Annotated in this window: 20 protein-coding genes; 11 read left to right on the plus strand and 9 right to left on the minus strand. The window is 73.5% G+C overall.

Annotated features, from left to right (window positions below):
* The first annotated feature begins 101 nt into the window (after positions 1-101).
* From KIH74_RS25775 to KIH74_RS25795, 5 genes are all read left to right on the plus strand, one after another.
* On the plus strand, positions 102-506 hold the full coding sequence (locus KIH74_RS25775; RefSeq protein ID WP_214158861.1) for a RidA family protein: 405 nt from the start codon (positions 102-104) through the stop codon (positions 504-506).
* An 18-nt stretch (positions 507-524) separates the two neighbouring features.
* Positions 525-1,901: an AMP-binding protein gene (locus tag KIH74_RS25780; protein ID WP_214158863.1), complete on the plus strand. Its 1,377-nt coding sequence runs from the start codon at positions 525-527 to the stop codon at positions 1,899-1,901.
* A 34-nt stretch (positions 1,902-1,935) separates the two neighbouring features.
* Positions 1,936-2,874: a ribose-phosphate diphosphokinase gene (locus tag KIH74_RS25785; protein WP_214158865.1), complete on the plus strand. Its 939-nt coding sequence runs from the start codon at positions 1,936-1,938 to the stop codon at positions 2,872-2,874.
* 132 nt (positions 2,875-3,006) lie between these two features.
* A complete protein-coding gene (locus tag KIH74_RS25790) occupies positions 3,007-3,546 on the plus strand; it encodes a MarR family winged helix-turn-helix transcriptional regulator (protein WP_214158867.1) in 540 nt (179 codons plus the stop codon).
* 191 nt (positions 3,547-3,737) lie between these two features.
* Positions 3,738-4,670: an EAL domain-containing protein gene (locus KIH74_RS25795; RefSeq protein ID WP_214158869.1), complete on the plus strand. Its 933-nt coding sequence runs from the start codon at positions 3,738-3,740 to the stop codon at positions 4,668-4,670.
* Positions 4,671-4,673: 3 nt separating this feature from the next.
* Here the strand turns inward: KIH74_RS25795 and KIH74_RS25800 are convergent, their stop codons facing one another.
* Complete coding sequence (locus tag KIH74_RS25800; RefSeq protein WP_308114001.1) at positions 4,674-5,483, minus strand: TrmH family RNA methyltransferase; 810 nt, start codon at positions 5,481-5,483, stop codon at positions 4,674-4,676.
* 29 nt (positions 5,484-5,512) lie between these two features.
* Positions 5,513-7,012: a cryptochrome/photolyase family protein gene (locus KIH74_RS25805; protein ID WP_214159090.1), complete on the minus strand. Its 1,500-nt coding sequence runs from the start codon at positions 7,010-7,012 to the stop codon at positions 5,513-5,515.
* Between the two features lie 200 nt (positions 7,013-7,212).
* On the opposite strand from KIH74_RS25805, the gene KIH74_RS25810 reads away from it, so the two are divergent.
* Positions 7,213-8,376, plus strand: a complete 1,164-nt coding sequence (locus KIH74_RS25810; RefSeq protein WP_214158871.1) for a lytic transglycosylase domain-containing protein — start codon at positions 7,213-7,215, stop codon at positions 8,374-8,376.
* Position 8,377: 1 nt separating this feature from the next.
* Here the strand turns inward: KIH74_RS25810 and KIH74_RS25815 are convergent, their stop codons facing one another.
* From KIH74_RS25815 to KIH74_RS25825, 3 genes are read right to left on the minus strand one after another with little or no spacing between them, the layout of a single operon-like run.
* A complete protein-coding gene (locus KIH74_RS25815; RefSeq protein ID WP_214158872.1) occupies positions 8,378-9,514 on the minus strand; it encodes an SPFH domain-containing protein in 1,137 nt (378 codons plus the stop codon).
* 9 nt (positions 9,515-9,523) lie between these two features.
* On the minus strand, positions 9,524-9,988 hold the full coding sequence (locus tag KIH74_RS25820) for an NfeD family protein (protein ID WP_308114003.1): 465 nt from the start codon (positions 9,986-9,988) through the stop codon (positions 9,524-9,526).
* A gap of 48 nt (positions 9,989-10,036) precedes the next feature.
* The gene (locus KIH74_RS25825) at positions 10,037-10,825 is read right to left on the minus strand and encodes an ABC transporter ATP-binding protein (protein WP_214158874.1); all 789 of its coding nucleotides are present in this window, start codon (positions 10,823-10,825) and stop codon (positions 10,037-10,039) included.
* A 103-nt stretch (positions 10,826-10,928) separates the two neighbouring features.
* Here KIH74_RS25825 and KIH74_RS25830 point away from each other — a divergent pair, with 103 nt between their 5' ends.
* On the plus strand, positions 10,929-11,762 hold the full coding sequence (locus KIH74_RS25830) for an Rv1486c family protein (protein ID WP_214158876.1): 834 nt from the start codon (positions 10,929-10,931) through the stop codon (positions 11,760-11,762).
* A 63-nt stretch (positions 11,763-11,825) separates the two neighbouring features.
* On the opposite strand, the gene glgA is transcribed toward KIH74_RS25830, so the two are convergent.
* On the minus strand, positions 11,826-13,007 hold the full coding sequence (glgA, locus tag KIH74_RS25835) for a glycogen synthase (protein ID WP_214158878.1): 1,182 nt from the start codon (positions 13,005-13,007) through the stop codon (positions 11,826-11,828).
* 47 nt (positions 13,008-13,054) lie between these two features.
* Here glgA and glgC point away from each other — a divergent pair, with 47 nt between their 5' ends.
* Positions 13,055-14,296 (plus strand): glucose-1-phosphate adenylyltransferase, encoded by a 1,242-nt coding sequence (glgC, locus tag KIH74_RS25840; protein WP_214158880.1) that lies wholly within the window; start codon positions 13,055-13,057, stop codon positions 14,294-14,296.
* Positions 14,297-14,330: 34 nt separating this feature from the next.
* Here glgC and KIH74_RS25845 read toward each other — a convergent pair whose 3' ends face one another.
* Together KIH74_RS25845 and KIH74_RS25850 are read right to left on the minus strand one after the other, a co-directional pair.
* The gene (locus tag KIH74_RS25845) at positions 14,331-14,972 is read right to left on the minus strand and encodes a class I SAM-dependent methyltransferase (RefSeq protein WP_214158882.1); all 642 of its coding nucleotides are present in this window, start codon (positions 14,970-14,972) and stop codon (positions 14,331-14,333) included.
* Positions 14,969-15,934: an NAD(P)/FAD-dependent oxidoreductase gene (locus KIH74_RS25850; RefSeq protein WP_214158883.1), complete on the minus strand. Its 966-nt coding sequence runs from the start codon at positions 15,932-15,934 to the stop codon at positions 14,969-14,971. The genes KIH74_RS25845 and KIH74_RS25850 overlap by 4 nt, the downstream gene beginning before the upstream one ends.
* A 102-nt stretch (positions 15,935-16,036) precedes the next feature.
* Here KIH74_RS25850 and KIH74_RS25855 point away from each other — a divergent pair, with 102 nt between their 5' ends.
* The 3 genes from KIH74_RS25855 (at position 16,037) to KIH74_RS25865 (ending at position 18,601) form a co-directional block, all read left to right on the plus strand.
* The gene (locus KIH74_RS25855) at positions 16,037-16,624 is read left to right on the plus strand and encodes a helix-turn-helix domain-containing protein (RefSeq protein WP_214158885.1); all 588 of its coding nucleotides are present in this window, start codon (positions 16,037-16,039) and stop codon (positions 16,622-16,624) included.
* A 97-nt stretch (positions 16,625-16,721) separates the two neighbouring features.
* Positions 16,722-18,008, plus strand: a complete 1,287-nt coding sequence (gene serB, locus KIH74_RS25860; protein WP_308114004.1) for a phosphoserine phosphatase SerB — start codon at positions 16,722-16,724, stop codon at positions 18,006-18,008.
* Positions 18,005-18,601, plus strand: coding sequence for a SixA phosphatase family protein (locus tag KIH74_RS25865; RefSeq protein WP_214158888.1), 597 nt, complete (start codon positions 18,005-18,007; stop codon positions 18,599-18,601). Before serB ends, KIH74_RS25865 begins: the two co-directional genes overlap by 4 nt.
* A 73-nt stretch (positions 18,602-18,674) precedes the next feature.
* Here KIH74_RS25865 and fabI read toward each other — a convergent pair whose 3' ends face one another.
* A complete protein-coding gene (gene fabI, locus KIH74_RS25870) occupies positions 18,675-19,448 on the minus strand; it encodes an enoyl-ACP reductase FabI (protein WP_214158890.1) in 774 nt (257 codons plus the stop codon).
* Positions 19,449-19,458: the final 10 nt, after the last annotated feature.

A 19,458-nucleotide genomic window follows, 5' to 3' on the forward strand; every position in this document is an offset into this window, starting at 1 on the left:
TTTCCCGCACGGCAGGTGGGTGAACGACGGGCGCGGCGTCTGCGATGCTGTCCGCCCGCTCGTTCCTCGTCCCGCTCCAGATCCCGCGTGAAGGAAGCCCGATGACCGACCGCTCCGCCCTGAGCCCGCACGACTCCACCGCCCCCACCCTCCCGTTCTCCGCCGGCGTGCGCACCGGCAACACCGTGCAGGTCTCCGGCCAGGGGCCGGTCGATCCGGAGACCGGGCACTACGTGTCGCCCGGCGACGTGCGGGCGCAGACCGTGCGGGTGCTGAAGAACGTGGAGGCGGTGCTGGAGGCCGGCGGCGCGGGGTTCGACGACGTGATCATGCTGCGGGTCTACCTGACCACCCGTGACCACTTCAGCGCGATGAACGAGGCGTACGCCGACTACCTGACCGCGCGCTGCCCGTCCGGTGTGCTCCCCTCCCGCACCACGGTGATGGTCGGGCTGCCGCACCCGGACATGCTGGTCGAGATCGACGCCCTGGCCGTCGTCGCCTGAACCTGCTGGACTGACCGGATGCCGCTGCTGACCTCGCTGTGCCGGCCGGACGGCCCGGACCTCCCCGACGCGGTCCGGGTCGGCGACGTGACGATGAGCCGGGAGCACCTGCTGGCCGCGGCCGGCGCGGTCGCCGGGCGGGTGGCCGGCGCGCCGGTGGTGGCGGTCGAGGCCGCCGCCGACGCCCGCGCCGTGACCGCCCTGGTCGGCTGCCTGCTGGCCGGGGTGCCGGTGGTGCCGGTACCGCCCGACAGCGGCGACACCGAGCGGGCGCACCTGCTGCGCGACTCCGGGGCCGTGCTCACCCTGGGCCCGGGCGACGTGGACCTGGGGGCCCGGGGCACCGGCACCCTCCCGGAGCCGGACCCGGCCGGCACCGCGCTGATCCTCTACACCAGCGGCACGACCGGCGCGCCCAAGGGCGTGCCGGTCACCCGCGCCGCGATCGCCGCCTGCCTCGACGCGCTGGCCGCGGCCTGGGACTGGACGCCGGACGACACCCTGGTGCACGGCCTGCCGGTCTTCCACGTGCACGGCCTGGTGCTGGGCCTGCTCGGGCCGCTGCGTCACGGCTCCCGGCTGGTGCACACCGTGCGCCCGGCCCCGGCCGGGTACGCCCGGGCCGCACTGGAGCACGGCGGCTCGCTGTTCTTCGGTGTGCCCACCGTCTGGTCGCGCACCGTCGCCGATCCGGCTTCCGCCGCCGCCCTGGCCCGCGCCCGCCTGCTGGTGTCGGGCAGCGCCCCGCTGCCCGCGCCGGTGTTCGCCCGCGTCGAGGCCCTCACCGGGCACCGGCCGGTGGAGCGCTACGGGATGACCGAGACGCTGATCACGGTCAGCGGCCGGGCCGGCGGCGAGCGCCGCCCCGGGCAGGTCGGGCTGCCCCTGCACGGCACCCGCACCCGGCTGGTGGACGACGAGGGCACGGTCCTGCCCCACGACGGCGAGGCCGTCGGCGAGCTCCAGGTGCAGGGCCCGACGGTGTTCGGCGGATACCTGAACCAGCCGGCCGGCCAGGCCCCCACGTTCACCGCGGACGGCTGGTTCCGCACCGGCGACGTCGCCACGGTCGGTGCGGACGGCTGGCACCGGATCGTCGGTCGGGCCTCGACCGACCTGATCAAGAGCGGCGGCTTCCGGATCGGCGCCGGGGAGATCGAGGACGTCCTGCTCACCCTCGACGGCGTGCGGGAGGTGGCGGCGGTCGGCGTGCCGGACCCCGACCTGGGCGAGCGGGTGCGGGTTTTCGTGGTCGCCGACGGGCTGAGCGAGCAGCAGGTGATCGACCACGTGGCCGGGCGGCTGTCGGTGCACAAGCGCCCGCGCGAGGTGGTGTTCACCGATTCCCTGCCGCGCAACGCGATGGGCAAGGTGGTGAAGCAACTGCTGCGGTGAGGCGTCCGGCAGGTGATCGCTATGCTCCGCGTATGTGAAGGACATCGCCATCTTCTCCGGCAGCGCGCACACCGAGCTGGCCGAGGAGATCTGCCAGTACCTGTCCGTGCCGCTGCTCCCCTCCCGCACCTCACGGTTCGCGAACGACTGCCTGGAGGTCCAGCTCCAGGCCAACTGCCGGGAACGTGACGTCTACCTGATCCAGCCGCTGGTGCCGCCGGTCCAGGAGAACCTGGTCGAGCTGCTCCTGCTGCTCGACGCCGCCCGGGGCGCCTCGGCCGCGCGCACCACCGTGGTGATGCCGCACTACGCCTACGCGCGCTCGGACAAGAAGGACGCGCCGCGGATCTCGATCGGCGGCCGGATGGTGGCCGACCTGCTGACCACGGCCGGCGCCGGGCGGGTACTCACCATGACCCTGCACTCGCCGCAGGTGCACGGCTTCTTCAGCGTGCCGGTCGACCACCTGCACGCCCTGCGCGAGCTGGCCGCCCACTTCCAGGGCGGCGACCTGTCCAACACCGTGGTGGTCTCGCCCGACCTGGGCAACGCCAAGGCCGCCACGGCGTTCGCGCGGATCCTCGGGGTGCCGGTCGCGGCCGGCGCCAAGCAGCGCTTCTCCGACGACCAGGTGGTGATCACCGACATCATCGGCGACGTGACCGGGCGCGACGTGATCGTGCTGGACGACGAGATCGCCAAGGGCAGCACCGTTTTCGAGCTTCTGGAGCGGCTGCGGGAGCGGGACGCCCGGCAGATCCGGGTGGCCTGCACGCACGGGCTGTTCTCGTCGAACGCGCTGGACCGGCTCCAGGCCCAGGAGGACGTGCTGGAGGTGGTCTGCACCAACACCGTGCCGATCGGCAAGGAGAAACGGGTGCCCAAGCTGGAGGTGCTCTCGATCGCGCCGGCGATGGCCGAGGCGATCCGCCGCATCCACAACGGTGAGTCGGTCTCGTCGCTGTTCCACTGAGAACGTCCCACAAAAAATGGTGGACGACGGTGAGCCCGATCGGGCTCACCGTCGTCCACCATTTTGCCGCCCGTTTGGGTGAGCGTTCAACCTTCCCGCGCGTTCCGGAGGGTCGAAAGGTACGATGGGTGCATGGCGGAACCACGGTGGCTGGATCAGGACGAGCACCACACCTGGCGCTCGTACCTGGCTGCGACCAGGCTGCTCGCGGCCCAGCTCGACCGGGAGCTGCAACACGACTCCGGTATCCCGCACACCTACTACGAGATCCTGGTGCGGCTGTCCGAGTCGCCCGGGCGGCGGCTGCGGATGAGCGACCTGGCCGACGTCAGCGAGTCCTCCCGCAGCCGGCTCTCGCACGCCGTGGCCCGGCTCGTGGCCAACGGCTGGGTGGAGCGGGAGAGCTGCCCCACCGACCGGCGCGGCGCCTTCGCCGTGCTCACCGACGCCGGTCTCGACGCGCTCAGCGGCGCCGCGCCCGCGCACCTGGCCGGCGTTCGCACCCACCTGTTCGACCGGCTCAGCCGGGAGCAGGTGGTGCAGCTCGGCGAGATCACCGACGCCATCCTGTCCGGCCTGCGGGAGAGCTGCGAGGAGGTCGAGCGGGAGTGCTCGGCCCGCGAGCACGAGACCGGGCTGGTGCCCGGCGCACCGTCCGGGCAGGTGGCCTGACCCACCGCCCGGTCAGTTCCGGCCCGATTGGCGCCGTTTCGGCCCCGCCGCGCTCACCACTCCCGGTCTGGCCGACTCTTCCCGATCGTCCGGCCGACGCTTGCGCCCGAGCCGGACATCTCGGCGGGTGACGGCGGATCCGGCCCGGTGGGTCGTGGACCGGGCCGCGGGCGCGGCCTAGCGTTCCCGCCGTGACAGTGCTTCCCGGGCGCCCCCAGCCCTCCGGCCTCGCCGTGATCGCGCCGCGCGAGCCGGAGATCGCCGAGCCGATCGCGCAGACCCTGGCCCGGCCGGCCACGATCCGCAGCATCCACCGGCCGGTGGTCGCGCTGGCCGACGGCACCTGTCTCGGCTACCAGGCCACCGTGCGGATCGGCGACTGGGCCGCCCGCTCGGCCGCACCGTACTTCGAGGCCGCGGCGCAGGCCGGGCTGTCCGGCCAGCTCGGCGCCCTCGCCCTCCAGGCCGCCCTGCGCGAGCGGTCCACGCTGCCGGACGACAAGTTCCTCGCGGTCGAGATGGACGCCGACGCCCTGACCCACCGCGACGTCACCGGGGTGCTCGACCGGGCGGGCGAGATCAGTGACCTGGTGCTGAGTCTCATCACCCCGCACCTCACCCCCGGGCACCCGGCGATCGACGTGATGTCCGGGTTGCGCGCCCGTGGCCTGCTGCTGGCCGCCGGCACCGGCCCGGCCGGGCTGGACGACCTGATGGCCCTGGAGCACCTGGTGCCCGACCTGATCCGGGTGCCTGCCGGGCTGGTCCGCGACCTGCACCGGCACCCGCTGCGCCGGCGGCTGGTGGAGAACGTGGTCGACCTGGCCGAGGAGCTCGGGGCCGCGGTGCTGGCCGAGGACGTCGAGAGCCTGGACGAGGCCGGGGCGCTGCGCGGCTGCGGCGTCCGGCTCGGGTCGGGCTGGCTGTTCGGGCGCGCCCGGCCGGGTTTCACGCCGCCGTCGCCGGAGGTCTGCGAGTGGCTGCGGATCTGGGACAGCCGGCCGGGCCTGGTGCCCCGCCCCTCCGACGGGGTCGGTGGGCGCTACATCGACCTGGGCTCCGTGGGCGATCCGGTCGAGGTGCGCGCCGACGTCACCGACGAGGACGGGCCACGGCTGCTCTGAGGTTCACACCCGCAGGGCCCACATCGCCACCGCCGCGGCCGCCGCGACGTTCAGCGAGTCCACGCCCCCGGCCATCGGGATGGTGACGGCCCGGTCGGCGTGCTCCAGGGTGACCCGGCTGAGCCCGTCGCCCTCGGTGCCGAGCACCAGCGCCACCTTCTCCGGGGCGCTCGCGGCGAACTCGTCCAGACTCACCGCGCCCGGGCCGAGAGCCAGGGCCGCCACCTGGAAACCGGCGTCCTGCACCTGCTTCATGCCCCCGGGCCACGGATCGATGCGGGTCCACGGCACCTGGAAGACGGTGCCCATCGACACCCGCACGGCCCGGCGGTAGAACGGGTCGGCGCAGCGCGGGGTCACCAGCACCGCGTCGGCGCCGATGCCGGCGACGCTGCGGAAGATCGCGCCGACGTTCGTGTGGTCCACGATGTTCTCGAGAACCACGACCCGGCGGGCGTTCTCGAGGACCTGCGCGACCGGCGGCAGCTCCGGCCGGTGCATCGCCGCGATCGCGCCGCGGTGCACGTGGAACCCGGTGATCGACTCGATCAGGTCGATCGGGCCGGTGAACACCGGGGCCCCGGCCGCCTGCACGTCGGCGACCAGGTCGTCGAGCGACGGGCGCCAGTTCTGCGCCAGCACCATCGAGCGGGGCCGGTGGCCCGCCCGCATCGCCCGGCGGATCACCTTCTCGCTCTCGGCCATGTACAGACCGCCGGCCGGTTCCAGGCGGGTGCGCAGCACCACGTCGGTCAGGCTCACGTAGTCGGCGAGACGTTCGTCGTGCGGGTCGTCGAGGTGGATCAGCGTCACGTCGTCACTGTATTAGGGCGCGCCGGGTGTCAGGGAGCGCCGGCTCCCCGGAGCCGCTCCTGCTCCAGCACCTCCTCCAGGTCCTTCAGCCGGCCCATCCCGGCGTAGGCCCGGCTCATCCGGTGGTTGCCCGCGAACTGCTCGCGGTGGCGCTCCAGGAAGGCCCAGTACCCGGCCGTGAACGGGCAGGCGTCCTCGCCGACGCGCTTTTTCGGGTCGTAGCGGCAGCCGCCGCAGTGGTCGCTCATCCGGTTGATGTAGGCACCTCCCGCGGCGTAGGGCTTGGTCATCATCGAGCCGCCGTCGGCGTGCAGGGCCATGCCGACCACGTTCGGCACCATCACCCAGTCGTAGCCGTCGACGAACGCCCGGTGGAACCAGTCGGTCACCGCCACCGGGTCGTAACCCCGTTGCAGGGCCCAGTTCCCGAGCACCATCAGCCGCGGGATGTGGTGCGCCCAGCCGTCCTCACGGACCGACGTCAGGGCGTTCGACAGGCACCGTGCCTCCACCTCGCCGTCCGGGTCGAGCTCGGCGAACCAGCGCGGCAGCTTCCTGCGGGCGGCCAGGTGGTTGCGCCGGCGGTAGTCGTCGCCGAAGTGCCAGTAGACGTGCCACACGTAGTCGCGCCAGCCGGTGACCTGCCGGACGAACCCCTCGGTACTGGCCGGCCCGGCGTCGCCGTCGCGGTAGGCCCGCTCGGCCCGCCGGGCCACCTCGACCGGGTGCAGCAGGCCCAGGTTCAGCGGCACCGACAGCAGCGAGTGCGCCATCCACCGGTCCTGCGCGAGGATCGCGTCCTCGTAGGGCCCGAAGTCGTCCAGCCGCGTGGTCACGAACGACTCCAGCGCCCGCAGCGCCTCGTCGCGGGTGACCGCGAACCGGCGCGGCCCGTCCTCGCCGAGGAAGGTGACGCCCTCCTCGCGTTCCCACCGGTCCAGGTCGGCGCGGACCTGCTCGTCGATCTCGTCCTCGGCCGGCCACCAGGGGTCGGGCAGGCCGGTCGCCCGGGCCAGGGTGGCGGCCTTCGGCGGCGGCTCGCGGTTGTCGTGGTCGTGGTTCCAGCGACCGCCCACCGGTTCGCCGTCGCCCTCCAGCAGCAGGCGATGATGCCGGCGGACGTCGCGGTAGAAGTCCTCCATCAGCAGTTTCCGGCCGCCCCGGCGCCGGGCCCAGCCGGCGAACTGCTCCTCGCTGATCGCGTAGCCCCGCGACGGCAGCACCTCCACGGGCAGTCGCTCCACCAGGCGGCGGGCGGCGTAGGTGGTGGGGGCGCAGACGCTCAGGGGCCGGTGCCGCAGCCGCTGCGGCAGCCCGTCCAGAGCCTCGGTGTAGGTGCCGGCGCGCCGCAGCACGGCCTGCCCACCCAGTTCCGCCGCCCGGTGCCGTAACGCCGACAGCACCAGGTGCGCCTTGCGCCGGTGGAACCGCCTGCGCCGGAACACCTCCAGCGACTCGATCAGCAGCACCGGCTGGTCGTCGGCGTCCAGGAAGTGCGGCCCGAGCTGGTCGGCGAACAACCAGCGCACGCCCTTCGCCCGCCGGCCGGCGCCGTTCCGTTCCGCGTCACTCGGTTCTGCACGGTTGTCCCCCACGGGCCGCCACTCTGCCGGGCCGGGCGCACCCGGCGTCCTCGCCGCGCCGGTGCGGCGGTTGCGGGACCGGTTGCGGGACCGGTTCCCGGCCCGGGCGGGTCAAGGGTGCGGGGGGCCGGCCCGATCCTCTGGACATGCGGGGAACCAGACCGGGCGCGCGGCGCAGCCGGGGGCGGGCCGGGCTGCTCCTGCTGCTGGCCTTCCTGACCGTTCCCCTCCTCCCGGCCGAGGGGGCCGGGAACGGGGTGGGGACGATGCCGGCCGCGTCGTCCCTGCTGGTCGCCGTGACCACCGCCGACGCCGACCGGGCGGAGGACCGGGCCCGGCGGGCACGCGACCGCGTGGACCGGCTGATGGACGCGTACACCACGGCGGAAGACGCTGTGGCGCAAGGCCTCTCACGACTGTCCGGCGCGTTCGCGGCGGCCGGCGCGGCGGAGCGGGAGGCCGCCCGGCTGGAGGCGGCGCGGCGCGCGGTGGCGGCGCGGCGGGTGCGGGACATCCGGGCGGTGTACGCCTCCGGCGGCGCGACCGGGCTGACGGCGACGCTGCTGGGCGCGCGCTCGCCGAGCGAGGTGCTGCGCTGGCAGGGCACCAACCGCCGGATCATGGAGGAGGTGCTGGGCTCGTCGCACCGGCTGCTGCGCGACGCGCGGGACGGCGCCCGGCTGGCCGTGCGCCGGGCCGCCGAGGCGGGGCGGGCGGCGGACGAACGGGCCGCGGCGATGACCGGGCTGCACGCCGACGCCGACCGGGCCCACGACGCCCTGGTCAGCGCCGAGACCACGCTGGACCGGCTGGACCGCGAGGCCCGCCGGGCCCGGGCGGCCCAGGAGGCGCGGGACCGCATCGAGCGGGAACGGCGCCGGGCCGGGGAACGCCGCCGGGAGGCGGCGGGAGCGGTGACCGCCCTGGGGATCCCGCAGGAGTACGAGAGTGCCTACCGCGAGGCCGCGCCCACCTGCCCCGGCCTGAGCTGGACGCTGCTGGCGGCGGTCGGCCAGGTGGAGAGCGGGCACGGGCGCGACCCGGGCCCCTCGTCGGCCGGGGCGCTGGGGCCGATGCAGTTCATGCCCGCCACGTTCGCCGCCTACGGCGTGGACGGCGACCTGGACGGCGTGAGGGACGTGTGGGACCCGCAGGACGCGATCTTCTCGGCGGCGCGCTACCTGTGCGCGTCGGGCGCCGGCACCGACGTGCGCCGGGCCCTGTACGCCTACAACCACGCCGACTGGTACGTCGACCTGGTGCTCGCGGCCGAGCGGGCGATCGTCGCCCACCCGGCCGCGAGCGGTTAGCTCACTGCTGGGGCTTGTCGTAGCCCAGGGGCTGGGTGGGCGGGGCCGGCGGCAGCGTGCTGCCGGAGGCACCGGACACCCGGCGGGCGTCGGCGTCGGCCTCGGCGGACGCGCCCGCGGCCTCCTGCCGGGCCCGCTCCAGCGCCTCGTTCGGGTCTTCGAGCTGGGTGTTCTCGAACGGGTTCTCGGCGATCTCGCCCTCGCGCGGACGGGCCGCCGCACCGGACGAGGCGGACGAGCCGGACGGGGCCTGCTGCACGTCGCCGCCCAGGGCACCGCTGATGCTGCCCAGGGCTGCGGTCAGCTCGGTCGGCACGATCCACATCTTGCTGGAGGTGCCGTTGGCGATCTGCGGCAGCATCTGGAGGTACTGGTAGGCCAGCAGCTTGGGGTCGGCGTCGCCGCGGTGGATGGCGTCGAACACCTGGAGGATGGCCTTGGACTCACCCTGCGCCTTGAGCACCGCGGACTGCGCCTGACCCTCGGCCCGCAGGATGGCGGCCTGCTTGTCGCCCTCGGCGGTGAGGATCTGCGACTGCTTGACACCCTCGGCGTTCAGGATGGCCGCGCGCCGGTCCCGCTCGGCCCGCATCTGCTTCTCCATCGAGTCCTGCACGCTGGCCGGCGGGTCGATGGCCTTGAGCTCGACCCGGTTCACCCGGATGCCCCAGCGGCCGGTGGCCTCGTCGAGCACCCCGCGCAGCTGGCCGTTGATCTGGTCGCGGCTGGTCAGGGTCTGCTCCAGGTCGAGCGAGCCGATCACGTTGCGCAGGGTGGTGACGGTGAGCTGCTCGATGCCCTGGATGTAGTTGTAGATCTCGTAGACCGCGGCCTTGGGGTCGGTCGGCTGGAAGTAGATGACCGTGTCGATGTTCACGACCAGGTTGTCGGACGTGATCACCGGCTGCGGCGGGAACGAGACCACCTGCTCACGCAGGTCGACCACGGCCCGCGGCCGGTCGACGAACGGGACCAGGAAGTGCAGGCCGGGTTCCAGCGTGCGGGAGTAGCGCCCCAGCCGTTCCACGATCACCGACGTCGCCTGCGGCACGATGCGCACCGCCTTGGCGACGGTGGTGATGACCATGATCACCACCAGCGCGAGGACGACGAGGAGAATCACTTCGCCTGGTTCCATCTCATTCACCTAAGGCCTTCCTTCTGGAAGCTGCGAGGCTTCCACCACGGCGGTGGCCCCGTCGATCCGGACGACGTGGACGGGGCTGTCGATCTCCAGGCTCTGCTCTCCCGGCTCGACGCGCGCGCTCCAGATCTCGCCGGACAGCCGGACCAGGCCACTGGTCTCGGTGACCGGCTCGACCACGCGGGCCTCGGTGCCGACCAGGGCGGCGGTGCCGGTCAGCACCGGGTCGCCCCGGCCGGCCCAGGCCTTCAGCGGCGGGCGGGCGAGGGCGAGCAGAACGCCCGAGGCGGCCGCGAACACGACCACCTGGAGGGGGACACCGGCCCCGAGGGCATCGGCCGCGGAGGCGGCGAGCGCCCCACCGGCCAGCATGAGGAAGAAGAAGTCGAGCGAGGTGATCTCGATGATCCCGGCCACCACGGCCAGACCGATCCAGATCAGCCAGGCCTGGTCACCCCAGTTGTCCACTGCGCTTCCTCCGTTCCGTTCCGGAGTACGCCGGTGGCGACCCCTCCGTCACTCCTGACGCAGCACCGCGGACCAGCGTTGCGCCTGACGCTGCACATTCAGGGGAACGTCGAAGGTGGCGCTCAGGTTCGCGTCGGTCAGCGTCTCGTCGATCGGGCCGGCCGCCACCACCGTGCCGCCGCGCAGCATGAGCACGTGGGTGAACCCCGGCGGGATCTCCTCCACATGATGCGTCACCAGCACCAGCACGGGTGACCGCTTGTCGCCGGCCAGCTCGGCCAGGTCGCGCACCAGGGTCTCGCGGCTGCCCAGGTCGAGGCCGGCGGCCGGCTCGTCGAGCAGCACCAGCTCCGGGTCGGTCATCAGCGAGCGGGCGAGCTGCACCCGCTTGCGCTCACCCTCGCTCAGCGTGCCGAACGTGCGGTCGGCCAGGTGCTCGACCCCGAACGCGGCGAGCAGGTCGCCCGCGCGGCCGTGGTCGAGGGTGTCGTAGTGCTCGCGCCAGCGGCCGGAGATGGCGTAGGCGGCGGTGAGGACGACGTCCTTCACCACCTCCTCGGCCGGGATCCGCTCGGCCAGCGCGGCGCTGGACAGCCCGACCCGGGGGCGCAGCTCGAACACGTCGGTGCCGCCGAGGGTCTCGCCGAGGATGGCGACGGTGCCCTTGGTCGGGTGCATGCGGGCGCCGGCGACCTGTAAGAGGGTGGTCTTGCCGGCCCCGTTGGGACCCAGCACCACCCACCGCTCGCCCTCATCGACCTCCCAGCTCACGTCGTCCAGGAGAGCGTTGCCGCCACGCATGATCGTGACGCCGTCCAGGTCCAGCACGTCGGCCATGCGAGGACCCTATGGCACCGCGTGCCCGGTACGGCGCCGGGCCGGGGGCATCGGTGGGAGATCACAGCGCGAGCCTGTCGGTGGTCCGTCATAGTCTTGCCGGATGCTCCTCCTGCCCCGGTCTGCCCGGCTCGCCGCCTGGGGAACCGCCGTGCTCGCGCACGGCGCCGACGCGGCCCAGGCGGTGGCCGCCGTCACCCGCGACGACGAACCGCACGAGCTCACCGCCGCCTTCGAGGTGGCGGCCACGCTCGGCCTCCCGCCCAAGAGCGGCCTGACCGACCTGCTCACCACCCTGTCCAGACACGGCACACCCAGCCTGCGGGTGGCGCTGCCCGCGCCCGGCGACCTGCTCGGCCTGCCCGGGCCGGGCGACTTCAACGCCACCGCCCTCGACGCCGGCGAGTGCGTACTGTCCGGCGCCGGTCTCGACGGGCAGGGCAACCTGACCGCCGAGGCGGCCGGCCCGGCCATCGGCATCGTGCCCACCGTCACCGAGTTCGGGTCGGTGTACGAGCCGGGCGCGATGGTGTCGTGGCAGGCCCACGCGGTCGGCCGGCGCCGGGTCACCGACCTGGGCAGCGTGGCCGAGGCCGACCGCGAGCTGCGGTCGGCGCTGGCCGAGGCGATCGAGGAGCTCGGTCGCCTCGACGTGGCGCGCTGGCGCGACGACGCCGCCGACCGGGTCGCCGCCATCCGCGACGGCGGGCTGGAGCGCGGCATGCTGCCGCCCTCCACCCCGCCGCGGTGCGTCACCGTGCTGGCCCGGGCCGCGCGGGTGCGCGCCATCGTGGAGCTGGCCGCGGAGGACGACGGTGCGGCCGTCAGCCAGATGGAGGCCCGGCGGCGCACCGAGGCGCTGCGGCGTCTCGACGGGGTGGCGCGGCGGGCCATGGTCGCCGCGGTGAACGGGATGCTCGAACCGCAGAACGACTGACGAAACGGTGGACGACGCCGGGCCCGGCACGAGCTCATCGTCGTCCACCGTGGTGGACCCGGCTCAGAGCACCGAGCGGTAGACCTCGAGGGTGGTCTCGGCGATCGCCTCCCAGGAGAAGTGCTTCTCGGCGCGCTCGTGCCCGGCGCGGCCCCAGGCCCGCGCGCGCTCGGTGTCGGAGCAGGCGTCGGTCAGGGCGGCGGCCAGGTCGGCCACGAACCGGTCCGGATCCAGCGGGGTTCCGGTGCCGTCGTCGACCTGCTCGATCGGCACCAGCAGGCCGGTGACGCCGTCGTCGACGACCTCCGGGATGCCGCCGGTGGCGGTGCCGACGACGGCCACCTGGCAGGCCATCGCCTCCAGGTTCACGATGCCCAGCGGCTCGTACACCGACGGGCAGACGAACGTGGTGGCGGCCGACAGCACCGCGCACAGCTCGTCACGCGGCAGCATGCGCTGGATCCAGACCACGCCCTCGCGGGTGCGCCGCAGCTCGTCGACCAGGCCGCTCACCTCGGCCATGATCTCCGGGGTGTCGGGGGCCCCGGCGCACAGCACCAGCTGGATCTCCGGCGGCAGCAGCGCGGCGGCGCGCAGCAGGTAGGGCAGGCCCTTCTGCCGGGTGATCCGGCCCACGAACACCACACTCGGCCGGTCCGGGTCGATACCGAGACCCCGCACGGTGGCCTCGTCCTCGGTGCGGGTCCAGCCGGCCAGGTCGATGCCGTTGTGCACCACCCTCACCCGGGCCGGGTCCACGGAGGGGTAGCAGCGCAGGATGTCGTCACGCATGCCGGCGCTGACCGCGATCACCGCGGATGCCGACTCGTAGGCGGTCTTCTCGGCCCACGAGGAGAGCGCGTAGCCGCCGCCGAGCTGCTCGGCCTTCCACGGCCGCAGCGGTTCCAGGCTGTGCGCGGTGAGCACGTGCGGCACACCGTGCAGCAGGCCGGCCAGGTGCCCGGCGAGGTTGGCGTACCAGGTGTGCGAGTGCACCAGGTCGGTGCCGGCGCAGCCGGCGGCGATGCCGAGGTCGACGCCGAAGGTGCGCAACGCGGCGTTGGCACCGCTCAGCGTCTCCGGTTCGGGGTAGGCGGTCACGGACCGCTCGTCGCGGGGTTCGCCGAAGGTGCGGACCTCCACGTCGATGCGGCTGCGCAGAACCTCGACGAGATTCTGCACGTGAACACCCGCCCCTCCGTAGACATCCGGCGGGTATTCACGGGAGAGAACGTCGACGCGCATGCCCACCACCGTAGTGCGAGGACGAGCCGACGGCCTATGGTCAGCACATGGCGAATCCGAAGGTTCTGGCGATCGTTCTGGCCGGTGGGGAAGGCAAGCGGTTGATGCCACTGACGGTGGACCGGGCCAAACCCGCCGTGCCCTTCGGAGGCGTGTACCGCCTCGTCGATTTCGCGCTGAGCAACATCGTCAACTCGGGGTACCTGAAGGTCGTCGTGCTGACCCAGTACAAGAGTCACAGCCTGGACCGGCACATCGCCCAGGCCTGGCGGATGTCCACGCAGCTGGGCAACTACATCACGCCGGTGCCGGCGCAGCAGCGGGTGGGCAAGCGCTGGTACCTGGGCAGTGCCGACGCCATCTTCCAGAGCCTGAACCTGGTGAACGACGAGAAGCCCGACATCGTGGTGGTGGTCGGCGCCGACCACGTGTACCGGATGGACTTCTCGCAGATGGTGCAGCAGCACATCGAGTCCGGGGCGGGCTGCACGGTGGCGGCGATCCGGCAGCCGATCAGGGACGCCGACCAGTTCGGTGTGATCAAGACCTACGACGAGGACCCGCGGCGGATCGAGGCGTTCCTGGAGAAGCCGAGCGACCCGGTGGGGCTGCCCGACTCCCCCGGCGAGATCCTCGCCTCGATGGGCAACTACGTGTTCGACGCCAAGGCGCTGATCGAGGCCGTCACCAGCGACTCCGACGACCCGGGCTCACGGCACGACATGGGCGGCGACATCGTGCCGTACTTCGTCGGCCGGGGTGAGGCCGCGGTGTACGACTTCAAGGACAACGACGTGCAGGGCGCGACCGACCGCGACCGGCACTACTGGCGCGACGTCGGCACCATCGAGGCCTATTTCGAGGCACAGATGGACCTGGTGTCGGTGCACCCGGTGTTCAACCTCTACAACTACGACTGGCCGCTGTACACCCACCAGGGTCCCTGGCCCCCGGCCAAGTTCGTGCACGGCTGGCAGGGCCGCATCGGCCACGCGGTGAACTCGATCGTCTCGCCCGGCACCGTGGTGTCGGGCTCGTTCGTGGAGAGCTCGGTGCTCTCGCCGAACGTCAACGTGCGCTCGTGGTCGACGGTCAGCGAGAGCGTGCTGATGGACGGCGTGGACATCGGCCGGCACGCCGTGGTGCGCCGCGCCATCCTGGACAAGAACGTCGTGGTGCCCGAGGGCGCCCGCATCGGCATGGACCCGGACGCCGACCGGGAGCGCGGGTTCGTGGTCACCGAGTCCGGGATCACGGTGATCGGGAAGGGTCAGCGGGTCACCGTCTGAACCTTCTCCCGGCGACACCGATCAGACCCGCCGGTCAGCCCCGCCGGGCCCGGAACACCGTGTCGTGGATGGTGATCTCGCGCCCGCCGGGGTCGAGCGCCGGGCGGGGGCGGGCGTCGGAGGTGATCACCTCCCAGCCGGCCAGGTCCAGCGAGGCCGCGATCTGCCCCGCCGTCCAGAACCCCTCGGGCAGGTCGGGCCGTCCCATCGTGGTGGCCAGGTCGAGCGGGCTGTGCAGCACCACCAGCAGCTGGCCGCCGGGGGCCACCGCGCTCGCCAGCCGCCGGAAGAACGCCCGGCCGGCCTCCCCGGGCTGGTGCACGAAATGGCTTGTCACCAGGTCGTACTGGCCCCGGGGCGGGTCCCAGGAGCGCAGGTCGGCGTGCACCCACTCGGTGCGGGTGGCGATGTCGTCGCCGAGGGCGGCCGCACGGGCGGCGTTCTGGCGCAGCACCACCGCGGAGAAGTCCGCGCCGGTCACCCGCCAGCCGCGCCCGGCCAGCCAGAACACGTCGGCACCCTCACCGCAGCCGGCGTCCAGGGCGGAGCCCGGCGGCAGGTCCGAGACCTCCTGGACCAGCTGTGGATTCACCCGGCCGCTGAAGATCGGCCCGTCGCCGGCGTAGCGTTCCTCCCAGGCCGGGGCCTCGTACCACACCTCGTGCCCGCTGCTCATCGCGCACCCGCCCGCACGGCCAGGGCGGCGTCCTCGAGGATCAGGTCGAAGTTGATCTGCGCCCCGGCGGTGAGCCCCTGCCCGGCCGCGACCACCACCTGCGCGGCCGTCGAGGTCACGTTGCCGGCGGCCCAGACGCCCGGCACCGGGGTCTTCCCGGACGGGTCGGCCACCACCGAGGTACCCAGCACGAAGCCGTCCACCTCCGGCGAGGTGACCTCCAGGCCGAGCCCCTCCAGGCCCTCCAGCCGGGCGGCGAACCGGGGCGCCACCACCAGCACCTGCCGCGGCACCACCTCACCGGTGACCAGCCGCACCCCGCCCAGCCCGGCCGGCCCGGCCTGCACCGCGGCCACCTCCCCCTCGACCACCCGCACGCCGAGCGCGTCCAGCCGCTCCCGGTCCCCGGCCGCGAGCGCCGGGGCGGTGTGGGTGAACACCACCACGTCGGGCGACAGCTGCCGGAACATCAGCGCCTGGTGCATGACCATCGGGTTCGAGGCGAGCACCCCGATCGCCCGGTCGCGGTGCTCGTAGCCGTGGCAGTAGGGGCAGTGGATCACGTCGTTCCCCCAGCGGTCGGCCAGCCCCTCCACCGCGGGCAGCTCGTCGCGCAGGCCGGTGGCGACCAGCAGCCGCCGGGCCCGCACCGTGGTGCCGTTGTCGAGCGTCACCCGGAAACCGGCCGGGCCGGTGAGGCGTTCCACCCCGGTGACCGCGGCGCGCACCACCTCACCGCCGTACCCGGCCAGCTCCCCGCCGCCCAGGCGCACCAGCTCCAGCGGGTTCAGCCCCTCCCGGCCGAGGTAGTTGTGCATGGCCGCGGCCGGGGCGTTGCGCTGCTGCCCGGCGTCCACCACCAGCACCGAACGGCGTGAGCGGGCCAGGGCCACGGCCCCGCTCAGGCCCGCGGCCCCGCCACCCACCACCACGGCGTCGTACACGTTCCCGGTCTTCCCCATCGTCGTCTCTCCTCACGTCCGGCTGTTCCGGGAACAGTGCGCCACCCGTCGGATGTTGGCAATCTTTGTTGCTGGAACAGCAAATTTCCCGGGAGGACCGGCATGACCACGCCCCAGGACGACGTCCTTCTCGCCGTCGGCCCGCGCCTGCGGATGCTGAGGCAGCAGCGCGACACCACCCTCGCCGAGCTGTCGGCGGAGACCGGGATCTCGGTGAGCACCCTGTCGCGGCTGGAGTCCGGGCAGCGCCGGCCCACCCTGGAGCTGCTGCTGCCGCTGGCCCGGGCGCACCAGGTGCCGCTGGACGAGCTGGTCGACGCCCCGGCGACCGGCGACCCGCGCGTGCGCCCGCGCCGGATCGAGCGGCACGGCGCGGTCTACCTGCCACTCAGCCGGCGGCCGGGCGGGCTCCAGGCGTTCAAGATCATCTACCCGCCGAACTCTCCCGGCGGTGAGCCCGAGGAGCTGCGCGTGCACGAGGGCTACGACTGGATGTACGTGCTCGCCGGGCGGCTGCGGCTGGTGCTCGGCGAGCACGACTTCGTGCTGGAGGCCGGCGAGGTGGCCGAGTTCGACACCCGCACCCCGCACTGGATGGGCAATCCGGATCCGGTGCCGGCCGAGGTCCTCGGCCTGTTCGGCCCACAGGGTGAGCGCATGCACGTGCGGGCCCGGCCGCGTCAGTCCTGAACGAGCAGCGAACAGGCGGAACGAACGGGGCCGTTGGGATGAAGTAGTCAGCCACGGGATGGTCTCATTCCGGCAACGCTCGACTAGCCTCGGTGCCGTGACCACGCAGCAGGACGTTCTCCCGCCGGCCGGACGGCTCCCCTCCGACAGTGCCCGCACCGTGCTCTTCACCCTCACCGGGCCGGACCGCCCGGGGGTGACCACCGCCGTGTTCGGCGTGCTGATCCGTTCCGGCGTCGAGGTTCTCGACGTGGAACAGGTGGTGGTGCGGGGCCATCTGACCCTGTCGGTGCTGGTGACCGCCGGCCAGGACGAGAGCGGGATGATCCTGGCGGTCCGGATGGCCGGCAGCGACCTGGGGCTGTCGGTGAGCGGCGAGCCCGGCACCGGCGACAACTCCAAGCGCCGCCGCAACCGGCTGGCGGTGACCCTGCTGGGCGCGCCGCTGCTGCCGTCGGCGGTGGCCGGGGTGACCGGGCGGATCGCCGGGCACGGCGCCAACATCGACCGGATCCGGCGGATCTCCCGGTTCCCGGTCACCACGATCGAGCTGGACGTCTCCGGCGGCGACGGCGAGACGCTGCGCCGCGAGCTGGCGGCCGAGGCGATGGCGCACGGCGCCGACCTGGCGGTCAGCCCGGCCGGCCTGGCCCGGCGCGGCCGCCGTGTGGTGGTCATGGACGTCGACTCCACGCTGATCCAGGACGAGGTGATCGAGCTGCTCGCGGCCCACGCCGGGCCGGAGGCGGAGCAGCGGGTGGCGGCGGTCACCGAGCGCGCCATGCGCGGCGAGCTGGACTTCGCCCAGAGCCTGCACGAGCGGGTGGCCTGCCTGGCCGGGCTGCCGGAGAGCGTGCTCGGCGAGGTCTACGCCGCGGTGCGGCTGACCCGCGGCGCCCGCACCCTGGTGCGCACCATGCGCCGGCTCGGCCTGACCGTGGGCGTGGTCTCCGGCGGCTTCGCCGAGGTGGTCGAGCCGCTGGCCCGTGACCTGGGCATCACGCACGTGCTGGCGAACCGGCTGGAGATCGCGGACGGGCGGCTGACCGGCCGGGTGCTGGGCGACGTGGTCGACCGGGCCGGCAAGGCCGCCGCGCTGCGCCGGTTCGCCGAGCTGGAGGGCCTGCCGCTCTCGCGCACGGTGGCGATCGGCGACGGCGCCAACGACCTGGACATGCTGGCCGCCGCCGGCCTGGGCGTGGCGTTCAACGCCAAGCCGGTGGTCCGCGAGCAGGCCGACACCTCGCTGTCCGTGCCCTATCTCGACGCCGTGCTCTACCTGCTCGGCATCCCGCGCTCGGAGATCGAGGACGCCGACGAAGCCCTGGACGACACGACCCGGGACGACACGACCGGCGACAACACGACCGGAGGGACCCGATGAGCACCGGACCGACGCGCAGGCTGATCCTGATCCGGCACGCCAAGGCGGAGCAGCCGGCGCCCGGCCAGGCCGACGCGGACCGCCCGCTGGCCCACCGCGGCCTGCTCGACGCCGCGGTGGCCGGTCAGGAACTGGCCCGGATCGCCGTGCCCGGCGTGGTGGTCTGCTCCCCCGCCCGGCGCACCCGGCAGACCTGGCGGGCGGTGCTCGAGGGCCTCACCACCGGGCTGGGTGAAATGGAGGACGACGCGAACCACACGCCGCACCCCGACGTGCGTTACGTGCCGGCGCTGTACGAGGCGAGCACCTTCGACGTGGTCGAGACGGTCCGGCAGGCCGGTACCGGCGGGGGCGCCGGTGATCCCGGGGTGATCGTGGTGGTCGGGCACGAGCCGGTGATGTCCGAGGCCACCCTGGCGCTGTCCGGGCCCGGGTCCGACCCGGACGCGGTGCAGCGGGTGAAGTCCGGCTTCCCGACCGCCGGGATCGCCGTGCTGGCGGTCGAGCGGGAGTGGGCCGCGCTGGCGCCGGGCGACGGGCGGCTGGAGCGGTTCGTCGTCCCCCGTTCCGAGGACGGCGGCTCGATCGGCTGAACGCCGGGAGCGAAGAACAACGGGGGACGACGCGAGCGCTCGCGTCGTCCCCCGTTGGTTCGGGTCCGGCGGGTCAGACCTTGCCGGCGACGGCCTGGAAACCACCGTCGACGTAGACGATCGTGCCGGTGGTGGCCGGGAACCAGTCCGACAGCAGGGCCACGCAGGCCTTGGCCGTGGGCTCGGGGTTGCGCACGTCCCAGCCCAGCGGGGCGCGGGTCTGGAACAGCTCGTCGAACGCCTCGAAGGTCGGGATCGCCTTGGCCGCGGTGGTGCGCAGCGGGCCGGCGGCCACGATGTTGCTGCGGATGCCCTTCGGGCCCAGGTCCCGGGCCAGGTAGCGGGACGTCGACTCGAGGGCGGCCTTGGCCACGCCCATCCAGTCGTAGGCCGGCCAGGCGATCCGGGCGTCCAGGGTCAGGCCGACGACCGAGCCGCCCTCCTTCATCAGCGGCAGCGCGGCCACGGCCAGCGACGTGTAGCTGTACGCCGAGATCTGGAGGGCCGTGGCGACGTCCTCCCACGGGGTGCTGAGGAAGTTGCCGCCCATCGCGCTCTGCGGCGCGAACCCGATCGAGTGCAGCACCCCGTCCAGGCCGTCGACGTGCTCCTTGACCCGCTCCGGCAGCGCGGCCAGGTCCTCGGTGCTGGTGACGTCGAGCTGGATCACCGGCGGCGTCTTCGGCAGGCGCCTGGCGATGGCCTGGGTCAGCTTCATCTGCCGGCCGAACGAGCTCAGCACGACCTCGGCGCCCTCCTCCTGGGCGACCCGGGCCGCGTGGAAGGCGATGGACGTGTCCATCAGCACCCCCGTCACCAGCAGCTTCTTGCCCTCGAGCAAACCCATGCGTGCAGTC

The sequence above is a fragment of the Kineosporia corallincola genome (assembly GCF_018499875.1).
Classification (GTDB): Bacteria; Actinomycetota; Actinomycetes; order Actinomycetales; family Kineosporiaceae; genus Kineosporia; species Kineosporia corallincola.